We start from the raw sequence: 19,941 nt of genomic DNA, 5'->3' as shown, positions 1-19,941 counted from the left end.
TCCCGAAAGGGCGCAGCGCGATCTAGGCGGCGACCTCCCGGCTGTCGAGCTGCGCGATCCAGGCCAGCTGCCGGTCGAGGCAGCGTTCGCGCTCGTAGCCGGCGATCACCGTCTCGCGGGCGGCGCGCCGGAGGGGTGTCAGACGGGGGCCGTGATGCAGGGCTTCCTCGATTCGGCGGGCGAGAATCTGGGTGTCGTGGAAGGGCGCGAGCAGTCCGTTGACGCCGTCGCGGATGGCCTCCCGCACCGGCTCGGTATCGGAGCCGACGACGAGGCAGCCGCACGCCATGGCCTCCAGCAGGGACCATGACAGGACGAAAGGGACGCTCAGATAGACATGGGCGGCGGAGACCTGGAAGAGACGGATCAGCGCCTCGTAGCTGAGCCAGGGAATATGGACGATCCGATCGGCGAGGCCGGTCTCCGCGAGCATCGCCTCGCGCCAGGGCAGCCCGTCGGCTCGCGGGCGGCCATAGCCCGGCCCGTCGCCGCCGACGGCGACGAACTGGATCTCGGGATGCCGTTCCGCCAATAGCGCGGCCGCGCGCATGAACTGCGGATAGCCGCGATAGGGGTCGAGATCGCGGGCGGCGAAGGTGACCACGGGGTTGCCCGCCGACAGGATCCGGCCGTCCGGCAATGTGAAGCGGGCGGTCGGATCGGGCCGGCAGACCCGCGTGTCGATGCCGTCATGGCAGACGGCGATGCGCTGGCGGTAGGCGCCGGGATATTGCAGGCGTTGCCAATGCGTCGGCGCATAGGCGGCGTCCAGCGTGTCTAGCGTGAGAAGCTGTGCGGCATTGCGCATGCGGATGCGCTGCCGTTCCGCCTGCTGCGGCGGCTCGGACTGCCCGAAATCCAGGTCCGAGCCCTCGCTGCGATAATAATATTCGCAGTAGCCGATCAGCCCGGCATCGGGCAGGGCGTCTCGCGCGAAGAGCAGTCCGCCCCAGCCGACATGCCCGATCACCACATCGGGGGCGTCGTCGTTGCGCAGGTGCGTCATCAGCCTGGCGACGGCCTCGCCCGTGCGCAGGTGGTAGTCGGTGGCGGCGAGCGCAGGATGCTTCGTCGCCGGTTCCCCGGTCGTATAGGCGAGCTGGCGAACGCCCGGCTGCTCCGCCGCCGGGCGTTCGCTGATCAGCGTGACCTCGTCACCGCGGGCGACGAGGCGCTCGATCAGAGCAGAGAATTGACCAGATCCTGAGCGATGAACGAATAGGACATGCATGATGCGAGCAGGATGCCGCCATAGCGGAGGGAATCGTTCCACCACTGCTCCAGCCGGCGCAGGGTTTCATGGGTGGTCAGGAGGTCGGCCTCGGCGCCGTTCTCGGAACGGCTGCCGAACTGGCTGGCCTCGTCGAGTAGGCGCAGCCGCTCGCAGAGCATCTGGCCCTTGAGGGACAGCGAGATTCGCGCCAGGCGCCGGTCGCGAGGCGAGGCGCCTCGTTCCAGATAGCCGCTCTCCACCAGTTGCTTGAGGTTGTAGGAGGCGTTCGAGCCCCCGTAATGGCCGCGGTCGAGCAGGTCTCGGACCGCGATCTCGCCATGCCCGATCGTGAGCAGGATCATCACCTGCGAGGGCGAGATGTCCTCGATGCCGAGCTTGCCCAGCTCGAGGCGCAGATAGTCCAGAAAGCGCCGGCTCACCCGCTCGATGACGCGGGCGAGATCGAACGCGGAAATTCTGCGATCCGGGCTGTCCTCCAGATCGCCATTGCCGTCGGGCCGGTCATGGCCGTTCAAGGATCCGCCTAGGAATTGCTCGCCGCCGTGCAATTTGAAGTGCATCCCTTACCCCGCCTGATCGAAAAATGAACAATCCATCCCGTTTGTTCCCCCGCGCCTAGTTGAGCCTATAGGCAAAGCACATGCCACTTGGATTCGCCAAAAGACAAGATCGTATCAGTCGCATAATGACTGGAAACTAATTCGAAATTCAAAATATTGCATAGTTTTGCCTCATTTGCTTGATGTCGAGTCGATGGAATAGAATTCTAATCTGTCATAATCTTGACACTCCCGCCTTGTCACGTTTGCCACCCTGATGGCGGGACAGGTCTCGGCGATGCATTCGCCCCTGGCCTCGCCCGCAACCTCATCCTTGGAGACATGCATGAAGGCGGTGAAGCCGGCACCTGATGCCCTTGTCCGTGAACTGCAGCGATCCTTTGTGGGCGGCCTCGGCTATGCGGCCTTCCTCAGTCTGTGCGTGAACCTGCTGCTGCTGACGGTCCCGCTGTTCATGATGCAGGTCCAGGACCGCGTGATCGTGAGCCGCAGCTATGACACGCTGACGATGCTGCTGGTGATCGCGCTCGGCGCCCTCGCGCTGTACGGCACGATCGAGTTCATCCGCTCGCTGACCTTCCAGACGATGGCCAGCATTTTTGCGCGGCGGCTCAATCTGCCGGCCTTGCAGTCAGCGGTGAGCGCCTCGCTTGAGCAGGGTTCGGCTCAGGCCACCCAGGCGATTCGCGATCTCAACGACATCCGCTACTTCATCGCGAGCTCGTCCATCGCGACGCCGCTCGAGGCGGCGTGGTCGCCGATCTTCCTGGCCGTTCTGTTCGCGCTTCACCCGATCTACGGCCTGGTCGGCGTCGTCTCGCTGGTCATCCTGCTGCTGCTCGGCGTCCTCTCCGACATGCTCACCCGACGGGTGCTCAAGGAGGCCAACGAGGCGGGTGTCGCCAGCATCAACGAGGTCGGGGCCAGCCTGCGCCATTCGGAGACCATCGAGGCGATGGGCATGCTTCCGGCGCTGGCGCGCCGCTGGCGCGGCCAGCAGCTCGCCATGATCGAGCAGCTCGACATGGGCACGCGGCGCGGCAAGTTCATCGCGGCCGTGACGCGCTCGTCCCGGATGACGATGCAGCTCGCCATCTATGCGACGGGCGCGACCCTGATCATCAGCAACGAGGTCACCGCCGGTACGTTGATGGCGGCCAGCATCCTGCTCGGGCGGCTGCTCGCACCCTTCGATTCGATGATCTCGGACTGGCGCCAGTGGATTCTCGCCGCCGCGGCCTGGAAGCGCGTGCGCGAACTGGTCGTCTCGCGCAGCTCGCAGCGCCAGACCGTGCCGACGCCGCCCTGCGAGGGCGAACTCGTGGTCGATCGCGCGGTCTTCGCTCCGTCGGGTTCGGAGCAGACGGTGATCAAGGGCGTCTCCTTCTCCCTGCAGCCGGGCGAGGTGCTGGGCGTCGTCGGCCCCTCCGGTGCGGGCAAGTCGACCTTGGCGCGGCTGCTCGTCGGCGTGCTGAAGCCGAATGTCGGCGGCATCTATCTCGACGGCCACAGCACCTTCCTGTGGGAGCGCGGCTCGTTCGGCGCCATGGTCGGCTACTTGCCGCAATCGGTGTCGCTGCTGAACGGCACGATCGCCGAGAACATCGCCCGGATGCGCGAGCCCGATCCCCACGCCATCCTCGAAGCGGCCCGCATCGCCGGCGTGCACGAGCTGATCGGCCGCCTGCCGCTGGGCTACGACACCAATGTCAACGACGGCGACTTCAACCTCTCCGGCGGCCAGCGCCAGCGCATCGGCCTGGCCCGTGCGCTCTACGGCATGCCGCGGCTCATCGTGCTCGACGAGCCCAACGCCAATCTCGACGCCGAGGGCGAGCAGAGCCTGATCCGGGCTATCGCGGCGGCGCGCGAGAGCGGGGCGATCGTCGTGCTGATCGCCCACCGGCCTTCGGTGATGCAGGTCGTCGACAAGCTCCTCGTGCTGCGCGAGGGCCGCGTCCAGCAGTTCGGCCCGCGCGCCGCCATCGCCGGCATGATCACGCCCGGCGGTCGGGTCGAGATCGAACCCGCCGCCAATGCGCCGGCTGCCGCCGGACCGACTCCGATCCGTGGGGTGACGGCATGACCGGGCGCTCGCTGATCCGGCGCCCGGAGCGGGCGCTCGTGGCCTCGAACCAACCGGACGTGCCCGACGAGCGCACGCCCAGCCTGCGCAGCCTGGTGCTGGCCGGGGCGGCGGCGATCGGGGTCGGCTTCGGCGGCTTCGGCGCCTGGGCCGTGACGGCGCGGCTGGACAATGCCGCCGTCGCCAACGGTGTCGTCGCGGTCGACAACAAGCGCAAGACCGTCAGCCATCTCGAAGGCGGCATCCTGAAGACGCTGCTCAAGGCCGAGGGCGAACGCGTCGCCCAGAACGAACCGCTGCTGCGGCTCGAGGATGCGCGCGCCCGCGCCGAGCTGCAGCAGCTGCAGGCCAAGCGTATCGGCCTGGAGGCCAAGCTCGCGCGTCTGCGGGCCGAGCAGACCGACGCGGCCGCGATCGCCTTTCCCGAGGATATCGCGCGGATGAATTCGCCGATCGCGCGCGAGGTGCTGCGGGCCGAGCAGGGATTGTTCAAGTCCCGCGCCCAGGTCCATGACGGCAAGGTCCATATTCAGCAGCGCGTCATCGAGCAGCACCAGGCCGAGGCCGATGCGCTGAAGGCCCAGATCGATGCCACCATTCAGCAGCGCTCGCTGATCGACGAGGAGGTCAAGATCATGGCCGACCTCTATGAGAAGCGTTACGCCAAGCGCAGCCAGCTGGTCGAGCTGCAGACCAAGCAGAGCGAGCTCGCCGGCAGGGTAGGCGAGTTCACCGCCCGCAAGGCGAAGGCCGAGCAGGCGGTCGCCGGCGCCAATCTCGAAATCCTCTCGATCAGCCTGGAGCGCCAGAACGATATCGGTGGGGAGATCCAGGAATCCCAGCTCCTGCTCTCGGAGGTCACCGAGCGCATCGTGCAGGCGGAGGACGTGCTGCGCCGGCTGGTGGTGACTTCGCCGCAGGAAGGCATCGTCGCCAATATCCGGATGCGGACGGCCGGCAGCGTCATCACGGCGGGCGAGGCGATCCTCGATATCGTGCCGGAGAATGAGCCGCTGATCGTCGAGGCCAAGGTGGATCCGCGCGACATCGACGCGGTCCGCGTCGGCTCGAGCACCCGCGTTCGGCTGACCGCATTCAATTCGAGGCTGTTGCCCCCGCTGCAGGCGAAGGTCGCCTATGTCGCGCCGGACCAGCTCGTCGATGAGAAGACCGGCGTGCCGTATTTCGTGGTGCGCGCCGAGATCGATCCGAAGAGCCTGCGCGACTACAAGGTCCCGCTCCATGCCGGGATGACCGCCGAGGTGATGATCGTCAACGGCGAGCGCCGGGCGATCGACTATCTGCTGTCCCCGTTCACCGACAGCTTCAACCGTGCTTTCCGCGAGGACTGAGCCTGGTTCCTTCGCCCTTTGAAGGGATGTGAGGGGGCTAAAAGTAATATTTCGAATTTGGAAATGTATTCTTCCCAATATCTGGTGATTTACCTCAGAAAAATAAAGTCCAAACTGTGCTGCATCGCAAAATAGTCATAATAAAAGTCTTGATGCAGCCTGATTGTTGAGTAAGCCTTAGGCTGTCGAGCGACGGCATGATGCATAAATGCTGTCGGAACCTGCCTGGATCTGGATTCCGCGGTTGCATCCGCCGACCGATGCCAGGCTCATCAGATCGCTCAGGAGGTGCCGGATGGCCACGATCGAAGGAAGTGCTTTCGACGACTTTTTGATTGGAAGTCGATTCAGTGACGTGATTCTCGCCGGAGCCGGCGACGATATCGTCAAGGGCGGCGACCAGGTCGACTCGCTCTTGGGAGAGGAAGGCAACGACCTTCTCTATGGTGAGGGCGGCAACGACGCCCTGTTCGGCGGGGAGGGCGACGACGCCCTGTTCGGCGGACTTGGTGACGACGTGCTCTCGGGTGACGCGGGCAATGATGCGCTGTTCGGCGGCGAGGGCAGCGACACGCTGGTCGGCGGCGCCGGAGACGACATCCTGCGTGGCAATGCCGACGACGACGTGCTGATCGGCGGCGAAGGCAACGACATCCTGCAGGGCGGCACTGGCAACGACATCCTGCAGGGTGGCGAAGGCAATGACGTGCTGCAGGGCAATGAGGGTGCCGATATCCTCTATGGCGGTGCCGGCAACGACGTGCTCCAGGGTGGTGCCGGAGACGACATGCTCTTCGGCGGCGCCGGGGACGACACCCTGCATGGCGGTGCCGGCAGCGACGTCTTCGTCTTCGCCGGTGGCGGCGGCAACGACGTCGTGCTCGATTTCGAGGCCGGCTCGGACATGCTGCAGATCGCGTCCGACATCAACGGCACCGGCGTGTCCTCGGCCGAGGATGTGGCGGCGCGCGCGACGACCGTGGGCGGCAATGCCGTCATCGACCTCGGTCATGGCGACACCCTGACCCTCGTCGGCGTCACCGCCGAGGACGTCCAGGCCGACCCGAACACCTACTTCTCGGTCGCCTGATCGGAGGATCGGCGCTCCTTCCTCCCGCTCGTGCTCCGGCCGGCGGGAGGCGGGGAGCGCCTATTCCGAATCCCCGGGGCAGCCCGACGCCGCGATGCGGCTTCAGCGGGATTGCCCCGGCCCGGCGCCGGACTTCGCGCCCGGTGCCACCCGTCCCACCTGCAGGAACGCGCCCATGCTTTCGCTCGCGCCCGCCGCCACGGCAGTAGCAGCCCCGACGCAGCTCGAGATCCACCGCCTCGGCGGCTCCGTGTTCCTGCTGTGCTGGACGCTTGATGCCGCGCCGTTCGGCAAGCCCACGATTACGCTTGCGGGGGGCGGGCGGCGCCTCGCCGCCGCTTCGGTCCTGCTCGGCCTGCGCGACGGGCGTGAGCGGCTGGCGGTCGCCTTTCGCGCGTCGGGCCATGAGAGCATCGTCGCGACCCTGTCGGACCACGGCCCGCAGGGCGACGTCACCGCCGCCTTCGACCCGGGCCTCGTCCACGGGCTCGCCGACCCGGTTGCGCTGCTGCAGGAGCTCACGCCCCAGGCGCGGCTGACGCTTGCCAACGCCCTCGTCGGCGCCTGGCCGTCCCTGTTCGGCCTTGCCGCGATTCCGAACTACCTCTCCTTCCTGCGCCAGCTCCTGCTGGCGCTGACCCCGAAGCCGGTGGCGATCCAGCCGGCTGCTTCGCTGGTCGAAGGGCGCTGGCTGTGCGAGACCGCCGTCCCCGGCGATTTTACTGCGCTGCGCTCCGCCGCGCGGCTGGACAGCGCCGGCCTCACCCGTCTCGATCTCGCCTCCCGCGTCGGCGCACCCGACCGTGGCGGCAAGCGTGAACTCCATCTCGTGCTCGATGCGCCGCCGGTCCGCGGCGGGCTGCTGATCCTTCAGGCCGAACGGTCTCTGGTGGTGCGCAGCCTGCCGGTCCGGCAGGCTGCGCCTTCGCTCGGCCGCTGGTGGGCGGGCAAGGCCGCCAGCCGCGACGGGCTGCGCAACTGGGTCGTCGAGCAGCTCTCCGGCCTGTCCGAGCGCGGCCGTCTGCTGGCGGTCGAGATGCAGCGTCGGGTGCCGCTGGCCGTGCAGCATGTCCGCCGCAACGACGACCTTCCCGCCGCCGAGCTCGACCTAGCGGTCTGCAACCGGGCGGGCCTCCTGATCGGCGGCTGGCTGCGCGATCCCGATGATCTTCTCGACGAGGTGCTGCTCCATCGCGGCTCCGGCGAGCCGATCGCCATGCTCGCCGGGTTGCAGCGCTTCCCGGTGCGCCTGCCGAGCGGTACCGAGGGCGAAACCCGCCCCGCCACTGGCTTCGCCGCCTTCGCCTCCGATTACGCCTCCGGCGCGCCCGTCCTCCAGCCACGCTGCGAGATCAAGCTGCGGTCGGGCACGACCCTGACGCTGCGCCCGCCGGTGCAGCCGGCTGACGCCGCGACGATCCGGGCCCGGGCTCTGACGGCGATCCCGCCGCAATACCTCACGGCCGCGATGATCGAGACGACGCTCGCGCCGATCCTCGCCGCCTGCCAGGAGGACCTGCGCGAGAACCGCGCCGATCCCGTGGTGACGACGTTCGGCCGCGCCCCGGCACGGCCCAGGGCCTCGGTGGTGATCCCGCTCTACCGCGTCTACGATTTCCTGCGCGTGCAGGTCGCCGCCTTCGCCGGCGATCCCTGGTTCGTTGAGAATGCCGAGCTCGTCTACGTGCTCGATTCTCCCGAGCACGAGGCCGAGGTCGCGCATCTGCTCGGCGGGCTTCACCTCGCCTATGGCCTGCCGATGCAGCTCGTCGCGATGAAGCGCAATGGCGGCTTCTCGGCCGCCTGCAACGCCGGCGCGCGGCAGGCGCGCGGCGAAGTGCTGGCGATGGTCAATTCGGACGTGATCCCGGCCGGCAATGGCTGGCTGCCGGCGCTGATCGGGAAGCTTGACCGGCGTGGCCGGGTCGGCGCGGTCGGCCCGAAGCTGCTCTATGATGACGGCTCGCTGCAGCATGCCGGGCTCTTCTTCAAGCGCGACAGCAAGGGCGTCTGGCTCAACCATCATTACTTCAAGGGCATGCCCGGCTCCTATGGCCCGGCCAATGTCGAGCGGCCCGTCCCGGGCGTCACCGGTGCCTGCGTCGTCATCTCGCGCGCGCTGTTCACCGAGCTCGAGGGTTTCGATGAGAGCTATGTGATCGGCGATTACGAGGACAGCGACCTGTGCCTCAAGGTTCGGCGCGCCGGCTTCGGCATCATCTATGCGCCCGATGTCGCGCTCTACCATCTCGAGCGCCAGTCGATCGCCCGCAGCACCGACTACACGCGCGGCGCCGCCTCCCAGCACAATTCCTGGCTCCAGACGCGGCGCTGGGACGCCCAGATCGACGCGCTGATGCAGGCCTTCGAGAGTTCCTCTGCCGAGCCCGCGCTGCTGCACGCGCCCGCGCCGAGCGAACCCGATCTTGTTCCCCGCTTCAGCTTCAGGAGAGCGACCGCGGCATGACGGCAATGACGGCCCTGAAACAGATCGCAGCCGAACCGGCACCGGCGGAAGCCGCCGGCGGACCGGAGCTCGACTGGTTGCTGGCTGCGCTGCAGACCAACCGGTTCATGCCGCATCCGCCGCCGGATTCGATTTTCGTCGGCGATGGCGACTATCGCGCCATCGGTGCCGAATTCCTCGGCCATTTCGTCCGCATCGGCCGGCTCAAGCCGCATGAGCGCGTCTTCGACATCGGCTGCGGCATCGGCCGCATGGCCGTGCCGCTGACGCAGTATCTCGATTCCGAGCGCGGCAGCTATGACGGCGTCGATCCGGTGATGGAAGGCATCCTCTGGTGCGCCCAGACGATCACGCCGGCCTATCCGCGCTTCCGCTTCCAGCGCCTCGACATCGCCCACCCGCTCTACAATCCGCGGGGCTCGCTGCCGGGCATCGAGGTCCGCTTCGGCTTCGCCAATGGCAGCTTCGATTTCATCACGATGACCTCGGTCGCGACGCATCTGCCGCCGGACGAGCTCGTGGTCTATCTGCAGGAGGCTTCGCGCCTGCTGGCGCCGGGCGGGCGCCTCTTCCTCACCGCCTTCGCGATCGACGGCAGCGCCACGGGGCAGGAGCGACTGTCGTTCAAGCGCTGGCAGGACGGGCCGGGCTGGTACGCCATCGACGAGGCGCCGCTCGCCGCCGCCGGCATCGATAGCAGTTTCCTGCTGGAGCAGGCGACGCAGGCCGGGCTCGCAGTCGAGGTGCTGCGCCCGGGCCATTGGCGCGGCATCAGCGCCGCCCATTATCAGGATCTCCTGATCGCGACGAAGCCGGGAGGCAGGGCATGAGCCGCCGCATCCTCGTCGTCGCGCACAATCACCCGCAGCTGCATCCCGGCGGGACCGAGATCTTCGCGCACGACCTCGCGGGCGCCTATCGCGAGCAGGGCGCCGAGGTGCTCTTCCTCGGAGCGACCAACGCGATCCACCGCCAGCCGCATCCCGGCACGGCGCTGCAATCGGTCGGCGACGACGTGCTGCTCTGGAGCGGACATTTCGACCGTTTCCATCTCAGCCAGATCGATCACTACGGCACGTTGCAGGATCTCGCTTCGCTGCTTGGCGAATTCCGGCCCGACGTAATCCATATCCATCATCTCGTGCTGATCGGCGCCGAATTCCTGACGCTGGCGCGTCGGCTGCTGCCTCAGGCGGCGATCGTCATGACGCTGCACGACTACTATCCGATCTGCCACCATGACGGGCTGATGGTCCGCCCCGGCGACCGCCAGCGCTGTTCGGGCGCCTCACCCGCCGGCTGCCATGGCTGCTTTCCCGAGATCGGCTCCGACCGCTTCCTGCTGCGCGAGCGCTTCATCAAGACCCATCTCGCCGCCGTCGACCGCTTCGTAGCGCCCAGCAACTTCCTGCGTCAGCGCTATGTCGACTGGGGGCTGCCGGCCGAGAAGATCGAGGTCATCGCCAATGCCCGCCCGCCGCAGGAACCGGCGCCGCACCGGTCGGGCGGGGGCCGGCGCACGAGCTTCGGCTATTTCGGCAATCTGAATCCGTGGAAGGGCGTCCTCCCGCTGCTGAAGGCCGCCCGGCTGCTGCAATCCTCCGCCGAAAGCGAGTTCACGCTGCGCATCCATGGCGGGGCGCCGTTCCAGAGCGAGGCCTTCACCACCGCGCTCGATGGCGCGCTGGCCGAGGCCGGGGGCGTCGTCACCCATTGCGGGCCGTATCGGCGCGACGAGGTGCCGGCGCTGATGGCCGAGGTCGATTGGGTCGTGATGCCCTCGATCTGGTGGGAGAACGCGCCGCTCGTCATCCAGGAGGCCTTCCAGCATCGCCGGCCGCTGATCGTCAGCAATATCGGCGGCATGGCCGAGATGGTGCGCGACGAGATCGACGGCCTTCATGTCCAGCCGGGGGATCCTGCCGCACTCGCCCGTGCGATGCGCCGGGCGATGGCGGAAGCCGGGCTCTGGCAGCGCCTCGTCCACGGCATCGCCGCGCCACCTTCGCTCGCCGACTGCGCCGGCCGACACCTCGCCCTCTTCGATAGCCTCAAGCTTGCGGAGGCCGCATGACCACTGCGACTCAACACCAGGACCAGGAGGTCCGCCTTCCCAACGTCAACCCGTCGCGGCTGAACGGGCGGGTCGACGCCCTCGACGGCAGCCGTCTGCACGGCTGGATCTGGGACGAGACCCGGCCCGACGAGGCCATGACGGTCAGGCTTTATTGCGACGGCAAGCTCGTATGCGAGGCCAAGGCCGACCAGAGCCGTATCGACCTGCGCCGCAACGGCATCGGTGACGGCAGGCATGCCTTCTCGATGGACCTCGACGAGGCCTTGCTGGCGGCGCGTGCGCGCCTCACGGTGATCGGTGTCTCGCCGACGACGGGATCGGAGCTGGAGCTGCGCCTGCCGGCGCCGGACGAGCTCGCGGCAGAGGCCGCGATCGCTGTGCCCCTCTCGCGCTTCTTCGACAAGGTCGAGGTGCTGATCGCGCTCAACCGGCGCGGCCAACTCGCCCAGAAGGAGCTGAGCGAGAAGCTCGACCGGATTGCGGCCCGCCTCGAGGAAAACCACGCCCTGGCGGAAGCGGCCAAGGTCGATGCCGAGACGCAGAGCGAGATCGCGCGCCGCCTCGGCGAGCTCGACGTTTTCCAACTGCGTTTCGACGGCACGCTGCGCGGCTTCGATGAGCGTCTCGCCGCCATCCGCAAGGAGGCTCGCGCGCCGCTGCGGCAGGTCACGGTGATCCTCGGCTTCCTGTCGGGGCTCGCGGCGTTGATGTCCTTCGTCTCCCTCGCCGTGCTGCTGTGGGGAGGCTGAGACGATGAGCGAGGTGATCGTTCCCGAACGGACGGCCGTGAGCCCGGCGCCGACCGTCGCCTGGACGCCGCTCGGCGAGAACGCGATCCTCGTCATGAGCGCCTGCGACGCCATGCCGGCGAAGGTTCCGGTCGCGGTCGACGGCAACCCGGCGAACCGGGCTCACACCATGGTGCTGAGCTGGCGCCGCGCCCAGGCCGATGCGGCCGCAGCCACCGGCTTCCTTTGCCTGGCCCCGGCTCCGGCCACGGACAAGGCAGGCAGCGGGGCGCTGCTGATCGGCCGGCCCGGGCGGCCGCTGCGCCTGATCCTGGCGGCCAAGCCGCTGCCCTTGCAGGCTTTCCTCTCCGAGCTCGCAGACGAGGCCGGCCAGGCCTTTCCCAGCATCGTCGACGGCCTGCTCGAAGTGCTGCTGACCGGGACGCCCAATCCGCGCCGCCTGCGGGCGGTGGCGATGCTGCTGCAGACGGTCGCGCGCCCTGGCGGCTTCGTCGAGGTGATGGGCACGCTCGAACCGGACGGCGTCTTCCTGCAGGGCTGGACCTCGCATTTCGCCGCCGGCCGGACCAAGCTGCTGATTGCCCATGGCGGGCTGTCCCCGGCCAATCTCGAGGCCGGGACCTTCGAGCGCGACGATCTCGGCGAAGGCGCCCGCGGTTTCTTCGGCCTGCTCGAGGATTGTCGGGCACGCCATCCCGGCGAGATCGAGCGCCTGTATTTCCGCAGCAATGACGGCTGGCGGGCGCTGGAGGTCTATGAGCGCCATGTGCTGCTGGAGCCGATCACGGTGCCCGGCCATCTGCGCGACGGGCTGCAGCGCGGCACGGCCCCGCAGCCCACCGCCGACAAGTTGCGCAAGGCCTCCCAGCGCTTCGACGGTCGCGACACCGTCTGCCTGCTGGAAGAGCCTGTGCGGGCCGGCATCGACGACGTCACCATCATCGAGAATACCGGCGTTCTGATCATCGGCTGGCTGTTCGACCCCGAACGTCGGGTCAATGCTGTCACCCTGCGCAGCGGCGGCCAGTCCTGCGCCGTCGATCGGCTATGGACGCGGGTGCAGCGCCCGGACGTGACGGCTGCCTTCCTGGAAGACCCGCGCTTCGGAGCGCTGGCCTCGCGGCGCAACAGCCACGGCTTCATCGTCTTCGCGCCGAAGCTCGAACCGGAGCCCGGCCAGCCGCTGCATCTCGCCTTCGAGATCCAGGGCACGGGCCCGGCCTTCCTGCCGCTGGAGCCCGGTCGAGGCCAGGCCCGGCGCACGCTGGAACGGGTCTTCGGCCTGCTCGACCCGCGCTCCACGACGGCGAGCACCGTGGTCGAGCGCCAGATCGCACCGGCGCTGCAGGCGGCAGAGATCGCCCCGCCGCGCCCCGCCGATACCTCCGACGTCGGGGCTTTCGACCCGGAGGCGCCGTTCGGCCTCGTGATCGGCCTCGATCATCGCCGGCGCGAGCTCTCGGCCTTGTTCGCGATGCTGGCCATGGACCCCGAGGTGAGGCCGCTGCCGATCGTCCTCGCCGCCCCGGTCGAAAGCAGCGACCGTGTCGGGTCCGAGGCACGCCGGCTGGCGCGCTTCTACGGCCTGTCGCTGCGGCTGGCGATGGTCGAAGGCGTCGAGGACGCCTGCGACGCGATGGAAGCGGGGGTTCGCGCCTGCCGCTTCCAGACGGTCGCCCTGCTGTCCGGCACGGCGCAGATCCGCATGCCCGGCTGGCTCGGCCGGCTCGAACGTGCCTATCGCGCCCGCGGCGGACAATGCGTCGCGAGCCCGACCCTGCTGTTCGAGGACGATTCGATCCGCTGGGCCGGCGCCTGGCTGGAAGGAGAGGGGGCGAACCGCCGGATCGCGAATCGCTTTGTCGGCTACCCGCTCGAAGCGGTCGGGAACCTTGGGCCGATGGAGGTCGCGGCGGGGGTGAGCGAGTGCTGCGTGCTCTCTCGCGCCGCTTTCGTCGAGGTCGGCGGCTTCGCCCGGAACTACTTCACCACGACGGAGAAGGGGCTCGACCTTTGCCTGAAGCTCAGGATGGCCGGGGCGCCGTCGCTCTGGGTCCCGGATGTGGAGATCTACGCCGTCGATGACGGGGAGCTGGCGTCTCCGCATGTCGGAACCCTCGCCCAGCTCGCCGACCGGACGAGCTTCGATCGGCGCTGGGCGCTCGCCATCTCAAACATGAAAGGATGAGAATGCGGGTTCTGGTGATATCGCATGGCCATCCCTCGCTGTCGCTGGGCGGGGCGGAGATCGCCTCCTACAACCTCCACAAGGGCCTGCAGGGCTGCGCGGAGATCGATTCCCACTATCTGGCGCGGGTCGGCGCGCCGACCCCCCGCCATGCCGGCACGGCGCTGATGAGCCTGCGCCAGCGCGGCGGTGAACTGCTGTACTACGCCGAGGACTACGACCACTTCCTGATCTCGAACCGGGCGACCGAGGAGATCGAGCGCGATTTCGCCCGCGTGCTGCGCGACCTCAAGCCCGACGTGGTGCATTTCCATCATTTCATCGGGCTCGGGCTCGAATGCCTCTTCGCCGTGCGCGACACGCTGCCCGATGCGCTGATCGTCGTGACCTTCCATGAGTATCTCAGCATCTGCAACCATCACGGCCAGATGGTGAAGACCGGCGCCTTCAAGCTTTGCTACCGGTCCTCGCCGACCGACTGCAACGCCTGCTTCCCGGATATCTCGCCGGCGCGCTTCCTGGCGCGCGAGACCTTCATCAAGGGCATGCTCGGCCAGGCCGACCACTTCGTCTCGCCGAGCCGCTTCCTCGCCGACCGCTTCATCGATTGGGGCCTGTCGCAGGAGCGCTTCTCGGTGATCGAGAACGGCATCGACGTCGCCGAGGCGGCGCCGCCGCGTGCCTTGCCGGATGGCGAGGCAAGGCGTTCGCGCTTCGCCTATTTCGGCCAACTCACGCCCTACAAGGGCGCCGACGTGCTGATCGATGCCGTGACGCGCATTCCCGAGTCCGTCTGGGGCGAGGATTCGATCCTGATGGTCTATGGCGGCAATCTCGAGCGCCAGCCGCAGGCCTATCAGGACAAGTTCGCGGAGCTGGTCGAGAGGGCCGGGCGCCGCGTGCGCTTCTGCGGCGCCTTCCAGAACCACGAGATGCCGAACCTGATGCGTTCGGTCGATTGGGTGGTGATGCCGTCGGTCTGGTGGGAGAACTCGCCGATCGTGATCCAGGAGGCCTTCTTCCACGGCCGCCCGATCCTGGCCAGCAATCTCGGCGGCATGGCCGAGAAGATCACCGACGAGATCGACGGCCTGCATTTCCGTGCCGGCAGCCCGGAGGACCTCGTCGACTGCATGGTCCGTGCATTGACCGAGCCCAAGCTCTGGGACCGGCTGCGCGGCGGCATCAAGCGGCCGATGAGCCATGTCGAATGCGCCGAGACGCATCTTGCCCTCTATCGCCGCCTCATGGCCGAGCGCCGCGGCCCCGCGCCCGAGCAGCACGCGCCTGCGCCGATGATCGCTTGAACCAAATAACAGGGGAGAAACGCATGGCCCGCATCCTCGTCATCAGCCCGTCCGGGGAGGTTTATGACCACGACAATGTGCGCTGGTATCGCTATGCCGACCTGCAAAGCCACATCGACCACTACCACAATATCGGCGACGCCTTCGTCTTCGATTCCTCGCTGAAGCTGCTGAATTTCGAGAAGCTCGACGAGTTGCCGATCTCGCGCGTCGATCCCGCCGCGATCGACCGGATCAATGCCGAATACGACTATGTCTTCCTGCGCGGCTCGAACTACATCCATGCGCAGATGAACTGGTCGCGCGCGGCTGAGGTGCTGCGCCTGCTGAAGATCCCGGTCATCGCCTTCGGCGTCGGCGCACAGGCGCCGGTCAGCGGCAAGCTGGAGCTGAGCGAGGACACCCGCACCGTTCTCAAGCTCATCGCGGATTCGACCACCTCGCTCGGCGTGCGCGGCGCCTATTCGGCCGAGGTGCTGAACGATCTCGGCATCCGGAACGTGCGTATCATCGGCTGCCCGACGGCGTTCCGTAACAACAAATCCGATCTGGCGATCCGCCTGCCGTCGCTGGACCAAGTCAGGAAGGCCGGCGTCACGCTGCGGCGCGAGGTCTCGAAGACCTATGCGCAGGACATCCGGCGCTACCTCACCTTCCACCGCGACCTGGTGAAGGCGATGGCGGATCGCTTCGAAGTCACATTGATGTCCCAGGGCGAGGTCGAGGAGAAGAAGCTTGCCCTTGGCTCGCCCGAGCAGAAGGCCGCCGCGATGGCGGCGCTGCGCGACAATGCCTGGGCGCGCGACTGGTATCTCGATGACCAGATGGCGGAGCTCTATCAGAGCCGCATGTTCTATTCGGACGTGGTCGCCGAATACGAGCAGCTGGTGCGCGGGCTCGATCTGGTGCTCGGCTACCGGCTGCACGGCAACCTGATGGCGCTGGCCAATGGCACGCCGTCGATCTACTTCACCTATGACAGCCGCACCGTCGAATTCGCGGACACCTTCAAGATCCCGAGCGTCGATGTCTTCTCCGGCCAGGATTTCCGGCTGGAGGATTACTGGGATCAGTCGCGCTTCGACCGCTTCAACGCCGCCTATGCTCGGGTTTACGGGCAGATGCGCGACTTCCTGGTCGAGAACCGCGTCGACAACAAGATGGTGGACCGGCAGACGGCGGAGCAGCCGCGGAAGGTGGCGTGAGGGTCGCCCGCACCCTGCTGGGCGCCGCGCCGTTCCTCGCGGCGCTGCTGCCGGCGGCGCTCGCGGGTGCTGCGGAAGGGCCACGCTACCGGCTGGAGCTTGCGCCCGGCGCGCAGGAGGAAACGGTCTACGCCTGGTCGAAGGAGCGTTGCGAGGAGTGGCACATTCCGGATGCGCCGCTGCGCGCCTTCCGGGACGACAAGGGCGAGGTCGTCGCCTTCGCCAGCCATCATCGCAACCGCGCGCTGATCGGCGACGGGCTCGATCGCATCAGGACCTCCTGCTCGATCTCCTTCCAGGCCAGGAACAGCCCGGATCCGAGCCAGTTCAGCGATATGAGCTGGATCGCCGCGACCTGGACGAAGGACGGGCGCAACGTCTACGCGCTGATGCACGACGAGTACCACGCCGATCGGCATCCGGGAGCCTGCCGCTTCAAGGACGGCATGGCCTGCTGGTACAACGTCGTCACGGCGGCCCGCTCGCGCGATGGCGGACGCAGCTTCAAGGTCGACGACCCGCCGACCGTGGTGGCGGCGCCGGCCTTCCGCCAGGAGGTCGGGCAGGGCCGCCATCGCGGCTTCTTCAACCCGTCCAACATCGTCGAGAAGGACGGCGCCTGGTATGCGCTGATCGCCACCACCGGCGGGGAAGGGCAGAAGGGCGGCACCTGCCTCTACCGGACGGAAGATATCCGCGACCCGAAAGCCTGGCGCGCCTTCGATGGCCAGGACTTCACCGTGCGGGCCGTCGACCCCTATCGCGAGGACACCGCGCAGGCGAAGCCCTGCCAGCCGCTCAAGGTCCTGCCCACCACCGTCGGTTCGATCACGCGCCACGAGGCGAGCGGGCAATGGCTCGCCATCTTCCATCTCGGCCCCGATGCCAGGCAGGGCGTCGCCGGCGGGCGCGTCGCCTATAGCTGGTCGAAGGACCTGCTGAAATGGTCGCCGCTGCAGACGTTCCTCACCCATCCGACGATGTGGAGCAAGGATTGCGGCGACCGCGAGCGCTATGCCTACGGCGCCGTGGCCGATCCGGCCTCGCCCTCGCGCAATTTCGAGACGACCGGCGACGAACCCTACCTGTTCATGACGAAGATGCATGTGGCCGCCTGCAAGCTCGGGCCGCAGCGCGATCTCGTCCGGATCAAGATCCGCATCGTGAAAGAGACGCCATGAATGCGCCCGCTCATCAGTTCGCGGCCGGCCAGTCTGTTCAAGCCATGAAGATCCTGCGCGCCACCACGCGGGAAGTCGTCGTGCAGCTCGCCCGTGAACCGGGCGGGGACTGGCCCTCGCTGCGCCTCGTCCTGGACGGGCAGGACTATGCGACGGTCCATCCCGGCGCCCTGATCCCGGGTGATGCGGCGCTCGCCGAGATCGCGATCCCGCTGCCGGAGCTGCCCGACGGGCGGCCACGCGCGCTCGCTGTGGCCGATGCGCGGACCGGTGCGCTCGCGCCCGGCTCGCAGCTGCGCCCGCTCGCCCCGACGAAGGCCCTGCGCGCGCTCGTCATCTATCCGGCCGGCGAGGTCTATGGCCACGACAAGGTGCGCTGGTACCGCGCCCCGATGGAGAAGCTGCTCTCCGACTACTTCAACATCGGCGACATGATCGTCTTCGACTCGACGCTCAAGCTGCTGCGCTACGCCCATCTCGAGCCGCTGAAGATCATGAATCCGACCGAGGAGGACATCGAGCGCTATGCCAGCGAGTTCGATTTCGTCTTCGTCCGTGGCTCGAACTTCATTCACGAGAAGATGGAGTGGTTCCGCGCCGTCGAGGTGCTGGAGAAGGTCAAGCTGCCGGTCTACGCCATCGGCGTCGGCGCGCAGGCGAGCCAGAACCGGGCGATCGACCTGCCCGAGAGCTCGAAGCGCTTCTGGCAGATCGTCGCCGATCGCTGCGCCTCCATCGGCGTCCGTGGCACCTTCAGCGCCGAGACCCTGCGGCGCAACGGCATCGGCAATGTCGAGGTCGTCGGCTGTCCGTCGATCTTCCGCACCTGCAATCGGGATCTGCAGATCCGCGTGCCGGACCAGCGCGCCATCCGCAAGGTCGCCTTCAGCCTGCGCCGCGAGGCGGACAGGAGCTACACCGTCGACCCCGAGGCCTACCTGCGCAATCAGCGTGCCGCCCTGCTCAAGGTCGACAGCCAGAGCGAGATGGTGATGTCCTCGCATGGCGAGCAGGAGGAGAAGGCCTTCTTCCTGCGCGACGAGGCCGCGAAGGAGAGGGCGGTCGCCGAGTTCGTGAGGACCGGCTGGTGGGACGGGCCGGACGACCGGCGCATGCGCGAGATCTACGAGCGCCGGCTCTTCTCCTTCTTCGATGTCGAGGACTACGATCGCTTCTCGCAAGGGGTCGATCTCGCCGTCGGCTATCGCGTGCACGGCGTCCTGCCGGCGGTCGCCCATGGCGTGCCGGGCGTCCTCGTCTCCTACGACACGCGCAGCCAGGAACTGGCCGAGACGCTCAAGATCCCGGTCGTGCCCGAGGAGGCGCTGGCCGAGGGCGGTTGGCGGGCCGTCTACAGCGAGGCGGCCCTCAACGGCCTCGCGAAATCCTATGCCGCGTCCTACGACCGGATGCGGGCGTTCCTCGACCGCAACGGTGTCCCGCACCGGATGTGACCGGCGGAGGCGGAGGATGAAGAAGGTCGCCGTGGTGACGATGCAGTTCAACGAGGCGTTCTACGTCTCGCGCTGGATCGACTACTATGCGGCGCTCGTGGGCCGCGAGAACCTCTATGTCGTCGACCACGACAGCGACGACGAGGTGCGCGAGATTCTGCGCGGCGTCAGCGTCGTCCGCTATCCGCGCTCGGCGCTGGACGATCAGGAGCGCGCGCGCTTCGTCTCGAAATTCGTCGGCGCGCTGCTCGAGCTCTACGAGACGGTGATCTATACCGATTGCGACGAATTCGTCAGCCATGACCCGCGGCGCTTCGCCAGCCTCGGGGACTGGCTTGACGCCAGCGATTTCGAATACTCGACCTGCATCGGCTTCAATCTGGTGCCGATGCTGGAGGAGGAGAACGCCATCCTGCTCGACGGGCCGGTGCTGCGTCAGCGCGGTCATGTCCGCTTCGTCTCGCCGATGTGCAAGACGCTGATCGTGCGCAAGCCGATCCGCTGGGGCGGCGGCTTCCACCATGCCAACCACCCGCCGCGCTTTCACGGCGCCTATCTGTTTCACCTCAAATATGCCGATCTCGGCGAGCGGATGCGCCGGCAGGCGCTGACACGAGGGCTGGACTTCGCCCAGGCCGACCAGGGCCATCACCAGCGCAGCAGCGATCTCGACCTGATCAACCTCTACCGCTCCTTTGCCCGCCTCGAGCGCAGGGATTGGGACGACGAGGCGATCGAGCGCCATTGCCGGACGTTCCTGGAGCGCGTGCAGCCCTCGGAGCGCGGCGGCGAGGTCGGCACCATGTATGTCGCCCCGCTCGATATCGCGGGCGGCGAGGCCTGGCGCCTGCCGGAGAGCTTCCGCGCGCTGTTCTGATCGCTGCGTCGGGTCAGCCCCGCGCCTTTCTTCCAAAAGCTCCCGACGAGCGTAATATCCACCGTCGCGGGAACCTCGCGAGCAGCCCGGCATCCAATACTCTCTCGAAAGGAG

The 19,941-nt window shown here is 67.6% G+C and carries 15 protein-coding genes; 13 read left to right on the top strand and 2 right to left on the bottom strand.

Annotated elements, in window-relative coordinates:
• Positions 1-22 precede the first annotated feature (22 nt).
• Together B5Y19_RS21255 and B5Y19_RS21250 are read right to left on the bottom strand one after the other, a co-directional pair.
• Positions 23-1,231, bottom strand: coding sequence for a glycosyltransferase (locus B5Y19_RS21255; RefSeq protein WP_055726159.1), 1,209 nt, complete (start codon positions 1,229-1,231; stop codon positions 23-25).
• Positions 1,180-1,749 (bottom strand): MarR family transcriptional regulator, encoded by a 570-nt coding sequence (locus tag B5Y19_RS21250; protein WP_244555673.1) that lies wholly within the window; start codon positions 1,747-1,749, stop codon positions 1,180-1,182. Before B5Y19_RS21250 ends, B5Y19_RS21255 begins: the two co-directional genes overlap by 52 nt.
• 370 nt (positions 1,750-2,119) lie before the next feature.
• Here B5Y19_RS21250 and B5Y19_RS21245 point away from each other — a divergent pair, with 370 nt between their 5' ends.
• The 13 genes from B5Y19_RS21245 (at position 2,120) to B5Y19_RS21190 (ending at position 19,827) form a co-directional block, all read left to right on the top strand.
• On the top strand, positions 2,120-3,880 hold the full coding sequence (locus tag B5Y19_RS21245) for a type I secretion system permease/ATPase (RefSeq protein WP_079592048.1): 1,761 nt from the start codon (positions 2,120-2,122) through the stop codon (positions 3,878-3,880).
• Complete coding sequence (locus tag B5Y19_RS21240; protein WP_055726160.1) at positions 3,877-5,232, top strand: HlyD family type I secretion periplasmic adaptor subunit; 1,356 nt, start codon at positions 3,877-3,879, stop codon at positions 5,230-5,232. The genes B5Y19_RS21245 and B5Y19_RS21240 overlap by 4 nt, the downstream gene beginning before the upstream one ends.
• Before the next feature lie 295 nt (positions 5,233-5,527).
• On the top strand, positions 5,528-6,322 hold the full coding sequence (locus B5Y19_RS21235; protein WP_079592047.1) for a calcium-binding protein: 795 nt from the start codon (positions 5,528-5,530) through the stop codon (positions 6,320-6,322).
• 175 nt (positions 6,323-6,497) lie between these two features.
• Positions 6,498-8,789 carry a glycosyltransferase gene (locus B5Y19_RS21230; RefSeq protein ID WP_055726161.1) on the top strand — a complete coding sequence of 764 codons (2,292 nt, stop codon included), beginning with the start codon at positions 6,498-6,500 and terminating at the stop codon, positions 8,787-8,789.
• Positions 8,786-9,619, top strand: coding sequence for a class I SAM-dependent methyltransferase (locus B5Y19_RS21225; RefSeq protein ID WP_139384504.1), 834 nt, complete (start codon positions 8,786-8,788; stop codon positions 9,617-9,619). Before B5Y19_RS21230 ends, B5Y19_RS21225 begins: the two co-directional genes overlap by 4 nt.
• A complete protein-coding gene (locus B5Y19_RS21220) occupies positions 9,616-10,863 on the top strand; it encodes a glycosyltransferase family 4 protein (RefSeq protein ID WP_055726163.1) in 1,248 nt (415 codons plus the stop codon). Before B5Y19_RS21225 ends, B5Y19_RS21220 begins: the two co-directional genes overlap by 4 nt.
• On the top strand, positions 10,860-11,615 hold the full coding sequence (locus B5Y19_RS21215) for a hypothetical protein (RefSeq protein WP_055726164.1): 756 nt from the start codon (positions 10,860-10,862) through the stop codon (positions 11,613-11,615). Before B5Y19_RS21220 ends, B5Y19_RS21215 begins: the two co-directional genes overlap by 4 nt.
• Before the next feature lie 4 nt (positions 11,616-11,619).
• Positions 11,620-13,803, top strand: coding sequence for a glycosyltransferase family protein (locus tag B5Y19_RS21210; protein ID WP_055726165.1), 2,184 nt, complete (start codon positions 11,620-11,622; stop codon positions 13,801-13,803).
• Positions 13,800-15,110 carry a glycosyltransferase family 4 protein gene (locus tag B5Y19_RS21205; protein WP_079592045.1) on the top strand — a complete coding sequence of 437 codons (1,311 nt, stop codon included), beginning with the start codon at positions 13,800-13,802 and terminating at the stop codon, positions 15,108-15,110. The genes B5Y19_RS21210 and B5Y19_RS21205 overlap by 4 nt, the downstream gene beginning before the upstream one ends.
• Before the next feature lie 23 nt (positions 15,111-15,133).
• Entirely contained in the window at positions 15,134-16,315 is a 1,182-nt protein-coding gene (locus tag B5Y19_RS21200) for a polysaccharide pyruvyl transferase family protein (RefSeq protein ID WP_055726167.1), read from the top strand.
• A complete protein-coding gene (locus B5Y19_RS26215) occupies positions 16,312-17,496 on the top strand; it encodes a hypothetical protein (RefSeq protein WP_176168684.1) in 1,185 nt (394 codons plus the stop codon). Before B5Y19_RS21200 ends, B5Y19_RS26215 begins: the two co-directional genes overlap by 4 nt.
• The gene (locus B5Y19_RS21195) at positions 17,493-18,950 is read left to right on the top strand and encodes a polysaccharide pyruvyl transferase family protein (RefSeq protein WP_055726169.1); all 1,458 of its coding nucleotides are present in this window, start codon (positions 17,493-17,495) and stop codon (positions 18,948-18,950) included. The genes B5Y19_RS26215 and B5Y19_RS21195 overlap by 4 nt, the downstream gene beginning before the upstream one ends.
• A gap of 16 nt (positions 18,951-18,966) precedes the next feature.
• Positions 18,967-19,827, top strand: coding sequence for a glycosyltransferase family 2 protein (locus B5Y19_RS21190; RefSeq protein ID WP_055726170.1), 861 nt, complete (start codon positions 18,967-18,969; stop codon positions 19,825-19,827).
• Positions 19,828-19,941 lie beyond the last annotated feature (114 nt).

Source organism: Allobosea thiooxidans, from assembly GCF_900168195.1.
Taxonomy (GTDB): domain Bacteria; phylum Pseudomonadota; class Alphaproteobacteria; order Rhizobiales; family Beijerinckiaceae; genus Allobosea; species Allobosea thiooxidans.
This window is presented reverse-complemented; position numbering and strand designations above follow the sequence as displayed.